9 protein-coding genes and 1 pseudogene are annotated in these 10,325 nt (G+C 57.4%); 3 read left to right on the plus strand and 7 right to left on the minus strand.

The genetic code is table 11. The features are described 5' to 3' along the window. The 7 genes from AAAC48_RS21030 to iolG all read right to left on the minus strand — a co-directional run. Positions 1-914: ABC transporter permease (locus AAAC48_RS21030; protein WP_340656059.1), on the minus strand; the 914-nt coding region annotated here is incomplete at its 3' end. 34 nt (positions 915-948) lie between these two features. Beyond that, positions 949-1,764, minus strand: coding sequence for an ATP-binding cassette domain-containing protein (locus AAAC48_RS21035; RefSeq protein WP_340656060.1), 816 nt, complete (start codon positions 1,762-1,764; stop codon positions 949-951). 75 nt (positions 1,765-1,839) lie between these two features. Continuing rightward, positions 1,840-2,916: a sugar ABC transporter substrate-binding protein gene (locus AAAC48_RS21040; RefSeq protein ID WP_340656061.1), complete on the minus strand. Its 1,077-nt coding sequence runs from the start codon at positions 2,914-2,916 to the stop codon at positions 1,840-1,842. Between the two features lie 272 nt (positions 2,917-3,188). Next, on the minus strand, positions 3,189-4,157 hold the full coding sequence (locus AAAC48_RS21045) for a hydroxyacid dehydrogenase (protein WP_340656062.1): 969 nt from the start codon (positions 4,155-4,157) through the stop codon (positions 3,189-3,191). Next, positions 4,157-4,966, minus strand: a complete 810-nt coding sequence (locus tag AAAC48_RS21050; RefSeq protein ID WP_340656063.1) for an aldolase/citrate lyase family protein — start codon at positions 4,964-4,966, stop codon at positions 4,157-4,159. Before AAAC48_RS21050 ends, AAAC48_RS21045 begins: the two co-directional genes overlap by 1 nt. A gap of 11 nt (positions 4,967-4,977) precedes the next feature. Further along, positions 4,978-6,414, minus strand: a complete 1,437-nt coding sequence (locus AAAC48_RS21055; RefSeq protein WP_340656064.1) for an NAD-dependent succinate-semialdehyde dehydrogenase — start codon at positions 6,412-6,414, stop codon at positions 4,978-4,980. Between the two features lie 3 nt (positions 6,415-6,417). Beyond that, positions 6,418-7,428 (minus strand): inositol 2-dehydrogenase, encoded by a 1,011-nt coding sequence (iolG, locus tag AAAC48_RS21060; protein WP_340656067.1) that lies wholly within the window; start codon positions 7,426-7,428, stop codon positions 6,418-6,420. A gap of 103 nt (positions 7,429-7,531) precedes the next feature. Here iolG and iolD point away from each other — a divergent pair, with 103 nt between their 5' ends. The 3 genes and pseudogenes from iolD to AAAC48_RS21075 form a co-directional block, all read left to right on the plus strand. After that, a complete protein-coding gene (gene iolD, locus AAAC48_RS21065) occupies positions 7,532-9,382 on the plus strand; it encodes a 3D-(3,5/4)-trihydroxycyclohexane-1,2-dione acylhydrolase (decyclizing) (RefSeq protein ID WP_340656065.1) in 1,851 nt (616 codons plus the stop codon). Between the two features lies 1 nt (position 9,383). Further along, positions 9,384-10,202, plus strand: a complete 819-nt coding sequence (locus AAAC48_RS21070) for an SDR family oxidoreductase (protein WP_340656066.1) — start codon at positions 9,384-9,386, stop codon at positions 10,200-10,202. A gap of 10 nt (positions 10,203-10,212) precedes the next feature. After that, positions 10,213-10,325, plus strand: a pseudogene (locus tag AAAC48_RS21075) (sugar phosphate isomerase/epimerase); the annotation flags it as partial.

Raw genomic sequence — 10,325 nt, forward strand, 5'->3', positions numbered from 1 at the left:
ATGATGCCTGCAATTGCTGCAACGCCCCCTGCAATCGCAAAGGCAGCCATGCGGATGAGCGGCACCTTGATACCAGCTCGTCGCGCCGCTTCGTCATTGTTTCCGACGGCATAAAGATAAAGACCGAATTGGGTTTCGTTCAGGACGTAGCCGCCGATGCCGAGGAGAACAACGAAGATAAGAACGGGCAATGGGATGCCTTGACTGGCGTTGAGGACCAGTACGACAAGTGCTCCCAGGAAGCCGGCTCCGACGAGGGGTATCACCACGCTCTGAAGAGTCGACACTTCGAGACCTGCGCGCCTCCGCCGGGCGACACCAGAAGAAATCAGGCCTGCAAACAGCGCAAGGCCAACCGCCCACGTGATCCAGGCACTGGCGCCAGAGATGGTGGTCTGCGCTATATATTCCATACCGGTTCCTAACAGGCCATAGCGGGCGGTGGCAGGAAGTAAAAGTAACTGGATACCGTTGAGTGCAAGTCCCAACCCCAGGGTCACAACGAATGACGGCACCCCAACCCAGTTCACCCACCGTGCAGAACAGGACCCGATCGCACCTCCGATCAATATGGCAATAGGAAGCGCCAGCCAAGGTGAAAATCCATAATCGACAATCAGCTTGGCACTGAAGACCGCGGTGACGCCGTGTATTGCTGCGATCGAAAGATCAATTTCCTTGACCAGAAGCACAAACATCAAGCCGAGCGCCATCACACCCACGACGGTCGATTGCTGAAGCAAGTTTGACAGATTTCGTGGCGTGAGGAAGATGTCGCTTTGAACGGCGAAGAAGGCCCATAGTGCGATCAGCGCGATTACCACCGGCAGGGCCCTCAGATCGCTGTTGAGAAGCTCTCCGAATGTGCGCCGCTTCGGCACGGCGGTTGTGGAGACGGATGCCATAGAAGCCATAGTTTTCAATCCTCGAACATGGAAAAGATTCTAGTCAGCCGGCAAGATTGACCCCTTCATTGCCACCGACCATCGCATTGACAACCATTTCGCCGGTCACATCTTTAGAGCGAAAGCTCGCCGCATTCGCGCCAAGTCGCATGACCTCGATCCGGTCGGTCGAGTTCACGACAAAGTGGTGGATGTCGTGACTGACGATCACGATACCCAGCCCATCGTCGGCCAGGCTGCGGACAAGGTCTGCGACCTGCTGCGCCGCAGAGTGACTGAGAGCAGCCGTAGGTTCGTCGAGGATGACCACCTTGGGCTTCCAAAGAATTGATCTGGCGATCGCGATGTTCTGACGTTGGCCGCCTGACATGGCGCCCACGGGCCGAGTCAGCGAAAGATTGCCAAGACGCATTCTTGTCATCACTTCACGAGCCCGCACTTCGCATTCGGCGCGTCGAATGCGGCGGCCGAAAATGCCCGAGCCGGTCAATTCGCGGCCAAGAAACAGGTTCTGAACGGCGTCTAGATTGTTGCATAGGGCCAGATCCTGGTAGACGGTTGCAATGCCTTGCGCAGTCGCATCAGCAGGTGTTCTAATATTAGCCGGCTTGCCCTCTATTTCGTATTCCCCTGAATCAGCGGCCCACACACCCGCCATCACCTTCACGAGCGTCGACTTGCCGGCGCCATTGTCGCCGACGAGTGCGACGACCTCGCCCGCATGTACATCAACCGAAGCCCCTCGCAAGGCATGAACCGAGCCGAACGACTTCTGGATGTTGCGCATCGAAATTAGCGGAACGGATTCTCTGTTTAAAAGGGTATTGTCCTCTAAATGCTCTGGAATGGTCGCGGTCATCTCATCCTCGGGGATATTGATCCAGCGGAAAGAGAAAAGCGGTCGCGCCGCTTTCCTCCGCAGCAAATGGTCAAATTAAAGATTTTTTGCGCAGACGTCAGTCGTCTCGACGCCTTTGCAGATCTCTGCCCAGGTCCAAACGCCCTTCGAGACCACATCACCAAGATTGTCCTTGGTGATGTTAGTGACGGGCAGGAACACGGCCGGAACATCCATGAAGGTGTTGTTGACCTTGCCGTTGACAACGTCCTTCGGGACGCCCTTGCCGGCGACAATCGAAGCGACGACATCCGCAGCCTGAGTTGCCTGCACCTTCAGGTCTTTAAGAACGGAGTTGTCTTGCCACCCTTGCGCGATGTAGCGAAGTGCTTCGACAGTGGCATCCTGGCCGCCGGTGACGAGCTTCTCTCCAGGCTTGTATCCCTGAGAAATCAGGGCTGCCACAGAGCCGCCCGTGGTGCCGTCATTCATGCCGAGAAAGACGTCGACGTCGCCGCCGTTCTTTGTGAGGCAATCCTCAGCAAAGTTCTGGGCCAGCACCGGATCCCAATTCTGGGTATACTGTTCGCAGACAACTTTGACTTTTCCGGAGTCGATCAGCGGCTGGAGAAATTCGTTCTGCCCCTTCTCATATTGCCCTGTACCATACTCGCCCTGATTACCCTTGACGCGAGCGACCTTAACCAGCGGCTTCGACATGGCCTTGATCAATTCGGCGGCGCGCTTGCCCTGCTCCTGGCCAACCGCGAGTGAGTCAAAAACAATATGAGCGTCGGCTTTTCCTCCTACGGCGTCGTGATCGTAAAGAACAACTGGGATGTTTGCGTTGGCGGCAGCGGCGAGCTCGCCGGCTGCCAGGTTTGCATCGGCAGATGTGAGCAGGATTACTTTTGCTCCCTGCGCGATCGCATCTTCGACCTGAGACTGCTGTTTGGTGGGGTCGCCCTGCGCATTTTGAACCACCACTTCAACGTCGGGTGCTTTTTCCTTCATTGCCTGAACGAAAAACGGCGCGTCACGGCTTTCAAAGCGAATTGTCGTTTGATTAGGCAATAGAAAAAAGACTTTGGACTTGTCCTGCGCGACTGCCGTCCCGCCCATTGCAGATGCGATAAATGTTGTGGCCAACAGGCCACCAATCAGACGTCCCATCTTCTACCTCCCATGGAACAAAGTGAACCCCGAGACCGGCAGGGAAACGCCTCCCAGCGTCGACCCTCTCCCAGTCCATGACTGCCGTCTATATAGTTAGATTGCAACAATCATTGCAAAACAGAGTAAACGGCAATGGCTCGTGAGTCAAAACATATTTCAATATTTTATGCACTTTTTTTACTCTTGCAATTTTCATTGCAACACGGATTGAGATCTACCCGCGGGACTCCCGCTGTCGCCACACTCTGCGATTGACTAGTTTTAAAAGCCTAGTTTGTTCGCAACTGATCAGCGTTCACGACCAGCTTCGGATCTATTCGTCCAGAAAAGAAATCGAGCACATTTTGGATGGATGCTACGGCCATTCGTTCACCGCACTCGCGCGTCAACCCCGCGATATGCGGCGACAACACCACCTGGTCGAACGAAAGAAGTCGGCAATCTTTGGAGGGCGGTTCGTCGTCAAAGACATCAAGCCCCGCTGCGCCCAAATGTCCGGATTGCAATGCTTCGATCAAAGCGGCCTCATCGACAACGCCTCCGCGAGCCGTGTTGACGAGTATGGCCCCAAGCTGCATCGCCGCAAATTCGTTCTTACCAATGATCGGTCGATCGGCTTTTGGAACGTTGACCGAAACCACGTTCGCCCACCGAAGCCCTTCCAGAAGATTATCTGCCGGCAGGACGGTTCCTTCCGGCCAGCCTTGGGTCTGCACAAAAGGATCGAAGGCTCTAATTTCCATGCCAAAGCCGGTGGCCATCCGCGCAAGATGACGCCCAATGCGACCAAACCCGACGATCAACAGGCGTTTTCCCGAAATCTCTTCCGCTTCCAGTCGGTTACGCCATCCCCACTCTGATGGATCGCGCACAGCGTGATCGCCGCGAAGAACTCTTTTGGCCGCTGACAGGATCAGCATCATTGCATGCTCAGCCACCGACACCGAATTGACATCGCCGACAACGGTGAGTGCGATGCCTCTTTCATTGAGCGACGCCAAATGCACGGCGTCATATCCAACGCCATGGCGTGAGACGATCTTTAAGCGATCCGCGCTCGCGACAGTCGATGCTGACAGGGGCTGCGTCCGTAGCACCAGCGCGTCAGCCTTGCCGATGAGGGGGTAATAGGACCGCTCCGATACTTCCTCGACATAGTCAAATGTCACGCCCGGGGCGCTCTTTAGAAGTGCCACCCCCGACGGATGCAGTTTTCCAGCAACGAGAATATGCGGCATCAGTAAGCCCCCTTTTCAGCCGTGCCAGCCGCCTGTCCTACGAGGTCGCGAAACTTCGCGACACTTGTCGCCGCCGCCGCTGCCAGGAGCCGAGTATCACCTGACACGGTTGTCATATCGAAGCCCCATTGAATGGCACGGGCAGCGTATTCCGGCGTGCCACAATGAAGGGCGGCGCGGATTCTGTTCTTTTTGCAAGCTGCGACGATGCGCTGAAGCGCCTTGATCATTTCCGGCTCTTCGCGATCGAAAGCCGGCACAAGCCGGCCATCCGTCAGACTGAAGGTCAGATCAGCTGGGCCAACGTAAATTCCGTCCAATCCTGGCGTTGCGGCAATCGCATCGAGGTTCTCCATCGCTTGTCTGGTTTCGACCATGGCAAAAGCAAGGACCTCTGCATTCGCCTCACCCGCATAATTCGGCCCAGCGGCGAAGTTGACCCGCGTCGGCCCAAAACTGCGCTGGCCGTGTGGCGGGTAGCGAAGATAGCTGACGAATTCGCCTGCCTGTGCGGCAGTATTTACCATTGGGCAAATCACACCATAGGCGCCTGCATCCAGCACTTTCATGATGATGCCGGGCTCCAGCCATGGCACACGCGCCATTGGCACGACGCCGGAGGCGCGCATGGCCTGAAACATCGGCAACACCGAATTGTAGTCCAACGCGCCATGTTGGATGTCGATCGAGACGGAGTCGTAGCCTTGAGCTGCCATAATCTCCGCAGTGAAGGCATTGCCAATTGACAGCCAGCCATTGATCGACGGACGGCCTTCTGCCCAGATTTCTTTCAGCTTATTTTTGATCATTTTCATCGCCCTCAGAACACGATCTGCGAAAGCTTGGTGTCGAGATAGTCGCCGATGCCTTCGGTTCCGCCCTCGCGGCCCATGCCCGAATGGTTGGTGCCGCCAAATGGCGCCTCGGACGCTGCCAAGGCAAAGCTGTTTATTCCGACCATTCCCGCCTTCAGGGTCGATACCGTCCGCCTTGCACGATCTGGTGAGCGGGTAAAAGCATAGGCTGACAGTCCCATGTCGGAGGCATTGGCCCGCGAAAGCACCTCATCTTCCTCGTTAAACCGCGTCACCGCGGCGATCGGGCCAAAATTTTCGTCGGCAAAGACTTGCATGTCATCGGTAACATTGGTCAGAACGGTTGGTTTGTAGAAATGACCGACGTTGAATTCCGAAGCGCGTTCGCCACCCGCTGCCACTTGCGCGCCTGCTTTCACAGCGTCCAAGACGATCGACTCGATCTCTGAAAGGCGCCCGCTATTAATCAGCGGTCCCATTTGCACAGAAGGATCGAGGCCGTCGCCGAGTTTGAGCGCGTTTGTGCGCGAGACGAACCCATCAACGAAGGCGTCATGCAAACGTTCATGCACGAAGAAGCGATCTGGCGTCACGCAAACCTGGCCCGCATTTGCGAACTTCGTCGGCACGGACATATTCAGCGCAAGCTCAAGATCGGCGTCATCATAGACGATAAGCGGTGCGTTGCCGCCTAGTTCCATCGAAACTTTCTTCACGGTATCGGCGGCATCGCGGATCATCTGCTGACCGACGCGGGTCGAGCCCGTCAAGGACACCTTGCGCACCGATTTATCCGCCATGATCGGCGTATAGGTGGTTGTGGTCGGGCCAACGACCAGATTGACGACGCCATCGGGAAGGTTGCCCGCCCGCATGCAATCGACCATGACCATGGCCACGCCCGGTGTCTGGCTGGAAGGCCGGATAATGATCGCGCAACCTGCCGCAAGCGCAGGCGCTGCCTTGCGGGCAACGAGTGCCGCGGGAAAATTCCAGGCAGTAAAGGCGCCGACGATGCCGACAGGCTCACGCGTCACCTCGAAGCGACCGCCAGGTATTCGCGATTCGATTATCCTGCCGTAGATGCGGCGTGCCTCTTCCGCGAACCACCGAAACTGGTCGATGGATAATCCCCATTCTCGCTCCGACTGCGCAATCGGCTTGCCGGTTTCTGCGGAGATCATCTTCTTCGCCTCATCGGCGCGGCGGATCATCTCGTCGGCAATCCGGTGCAAAGCGTCGGCACGAGCGAAAGCGGCTGTCGTCCTCCACGCCGCGAAACCTTTGCCGGCTGCAACCAGGGCTTCCTGCGTATCAGCTGTCGTCGCTACGGGAACGGCACCGAGAGCACTCTGCGTTACAGGGCTTAGGACGTCAGCCATCGCTCCATCAGCGGCGCCGCGCCATTTGCCGTCGATATACAGTCCAAAATTCTGATACATGGTTCATCCAATCTCGCTGGTTTTTACCGTGCGGCCCTCGGCCGCCGATTTGATCGCGGCCTCGGCCAGGATCAAGGCCTGACGGCCGTCCTCAAATCCAACCTCTGGAGGCTTGCCTGCCTCGATCGCATCGACGAAGGCGCCGATCTCGGCCATGAAAGCCTCGGCGTAACGGTCGATGAAGAAGTTCAGGAGCGGCGCGCCCTTGCCAGTGAAATCGGCACGGTGCAATGTCGTCATGTTGGGGCGGCAATTTTCGGAAACGACCATCCCCTTCGTCCCTAGGGCCTCAACGCGCTGGTCATAACCGTAGACGGCCTGACGCGAATTATTGATGATGCACTGCTTGCCCGATGCCGTCTTCAGCACGACCGTCACCGTATCGTAGTCGTTCAACCGCTGCGTGAGAGCCGGATCGACAAGACGGCTCCCAGTCGCCGAAACCTCGGTCACCTCTTCACCGAGCATGAACCGGGCCATATCGAAGTCGTGGATCGTCATGTCGCGAAAAATGCCACCGGATGCTTCGGCATAGGCGACCGGCGGCATGCCGGGATCCCGCGATGTCATAACGACCTGATGCAAGTCCCCTATATCGCCTGCGCGGACAGCATCGCGAGCGGCCCTGTGACCGGGATCGAAGCGCCGGACAAAACCGAGCATGATCGGCACTTTGGTCGTGCCAATCGTTTCCGCACAGCGCTGGACGCGAGCGAGGCTCAGATCGATCGGCTTTTCGCAAAATATTGGTTTGCCGGCCGCGACGGCTTTCTCAATGAAGTCGGCATGCGTCGGCGTCGACGTGGCGATTAGGACCGTGTCGACATCCCTGCTGGAGAACACCGCTTCGGCGGAATCGAACACCGTCACGCCAAGTTTACTGCCGACGTCCTCTGCGGCCGGGTGATGAAGGTCAAAGACGCCAGCAAGTGTTGCCCGCGGATGCGCAGCTATGTTTTCGGCGTGCATGCGGCCAATGCGGCCGCAGCCGAGAACGGCGATTTTCTGCATCAGGATCCTCCCAAATTAATTTGTGCAATGATTGTTGCTGAACTCTTGATTTGTCAATTAATATTTCGTAGCATCCGGAAAACATGATCCATGGGAGGAGAACCGGATGTCCCGGAAGACCATGCGCCTGACGATGGCGCAGGCGCTTGTGCGCTATTTGTGCAATCAATTCACGGAGATCGATGGCGAACGTATCCCGCTTTTTGCGGGCGTGTTCGGCATTTTCGGTCACGGCAACGTTACATGCTTATCGGAAGCCCTTGAGGCGGTGCAGGACCAATTGCCGACTTGGCGTGGTCAAAACGAGCAGTCGATGGCGCTCGCCGCGATCGCCTTTGCCAAAGCCAAACGCCGGCGCCAGCTGATGGTGGCGGCGACCTCAATTGGACCGGGCGCAGCCAACATGGTGACGGCGGCCGGCACCGCTCATGCGAACCGCCTGCCAGTGCTCCTGATTGCGGGAGATACCTTCGCCAGCCGCGTTCCCGATCCGGTCCTACAGCAGGTCGAACACTTCAACGACCCGACCGTGACGGTCAATGACGTGTTCAAGCCGGTCACCAGATATTGGGATCGCATCGTTTTGCCTGAACAGATCATCTCATCATTACCGCAGGCAATTGCGGCTATGCTTGATCCGGCAGATTGCGGTCCCGCCTTCATTGGTCTCGCACAGGATACCCAGGAAGTCGCCTTCGATTATCCGACCGCATTCTTTGAGCCAACTATTTGGTCTATACCGCGCCCCCGCGCCGACAGAAAAAAATTGGCCGAAGCAGCCGCATTGCTCAAGTCCGCGAAAAAGCCGCTGATCATTTCGGGAGGCGGTGTTCGCTATTCGCTGGCCGAAGAGAAGGTCGCGCAATTCGCCATCAATCGCGGCATCCCGATCGTCGAAACCATTGCCGGCAAAGGCGCATTGACTCACAACCACCCTGCTCACGCCGGCCCGATCGGGATCGTCGGTTCGACCTCGGCGAATGCGCTCGCCAGCGAGGCGGACGTTATCCTGGCGATCGGCACGCGCTTGCAGGATTTTACCACCGGCTCATGGACCGCGTTTCACCAGGATGCAAAGTTCATTTCGATCAACACAGCGCGCTTTGACGCGGTCAAGCATCGCGCGCTTGCCGTCGTCGGTGATGCTCTTGAAACGGTGATCGAGTTGGACGACGCCCTCGGTGATTGGAAGGCCGATCCGGCGCTGCTTGCGAAGGCTCAATCGCTATTTGCCGATTGGAACAAGCTCCTCGATCAGCATCAGGCCGTCACGAACGGACCGCTCCCCACCTACGCGCAGGTGATCGGCATCGTCAACGAGACTTCAAAGCCGAACGACACACTGATTGCAGCTGCAGGCGGCACACCTGGCGAAGTCACAAAGGGTTGGCGCGTGAAGAATCCGAACACATTCGACTGCGAATTCGGCTTCAGTTGCATGGGGTACGAGATTGCCGCAGGCTGGGGTCACGCGATGGCCAAGGCCGGCGACGGCACGCCGATCGTCATGATCGGCGATGGCACTTACATGATGATGAACTCTGACATCTACTCGACGGTGCTGACGGGCCACAAGATGATCGTCGTCGTCTGCGACAATGGCGGTTATGCGGTCATCAATCGTCTTCAGCAGTTCAAGGGCGTGCCCGGCTTCAACAATCTCATCAAGGATTGCCGTGTGAAGGAACCCTTCGCCGTCGATTTCGTGAAACATGCCGAGTCCATGGGTGCGCTTGCCCGGCGCTGCGAAAGCCTTGCCGATCTGAAGACGGCAATGGAGTGGGCGCAGACGACGGACCGCACGACGATCGTCACACTTGTTACTGACGCCTATGCCTGGGTACCGGGCGATGCCGACTGGGACGTCGGCGTTCCAGAGGTCTCCGAGCGTGAATCTGTTCAAAAGGCGCGGGCTGATCAGGAAATAATCCGCAAGAAGCAGCGTGTGGGTGTGTGAGATGAATCGTATCGAGGGAAAGATCGCTGTTGTCACCGGGGGTACGCAGGGGCTGGGCGCATCGATTGCACGGCTTTTCGCCAAAGCGGGTGCCGCCGGCATTGTCACCTGCGGACGAAATGCCGAAAAAGGCAACGCCGTTGCTGTTTCGATTACGAGCGACACCGGGGTTCCAGTGACGTTTGTGCCGACGGATCTTGAAAGGGTCGAAGAATGCCGATCGGTCATCGCAACGGCGGACGCCGAATTCGGCAGAATCGATATTCTGGTCAATGCCGCCGGCCTCACTGACCGTGGTAATCTCTTGAATTCGTCGCCGGACCTTTTCGACCGCATGTTCGCCGTCAATGTGCGCGCGCCATTCTTTCTCATGCAAGACACGGCGAAGCTCATGATCCGAGATGGCATCAGGGGCAGCATGATCAATATCGGCTCCACATCGGAGCATGCCGGACAGCCATTTCTCTCCCCCTACTCTGCATCAAAAGGTGCGCTGGCTACGCTCACCCGAAACTCCGGCTACGCCCTGATGCGCAACCAGATCCGGGTGAACCAGCTCGATATTGGCTGGATGGCGTCTGACGGAGAGGATCGCATCCAGCGCGAATATCATGGAGCGGAGCCGGGCTGGTTGGCAAAGGCTGCAGCGGCACAACCCTTTGGCCGCATCTTGGCACCCGAGGAAGTCGCCCGAGCAGTCCTGTTCTTCGCATCCGATGATTCAGGGATGATGACAGGCTCTGTCGTCCACTTCGATCAATCGGTCTGGGGAGCCTATGACGGTGGTCCCCCTGCCCCGGCAGCAGCCTTATCCGCATAGGGGAGAAAGCATGAAAACGATAAAAGGACCAGGTATCTATCTGGCCCAATTCGCCGCCGATGAAGCCCCGTATAATTTGCTTCCCAGCCTCTCAAAATGGGTCGCTGCCAGAGGCTTCGCCGG

This window comes from Phyllobacterium sp. (assembly GCF_037994405.1).
Taxonomy (GTDB): domain Bacteria; phylum Pseudomonadota; class Alphaproteobacteria; order Rhizobiales; family Rhizobiaceae; genus Phyllobacterium.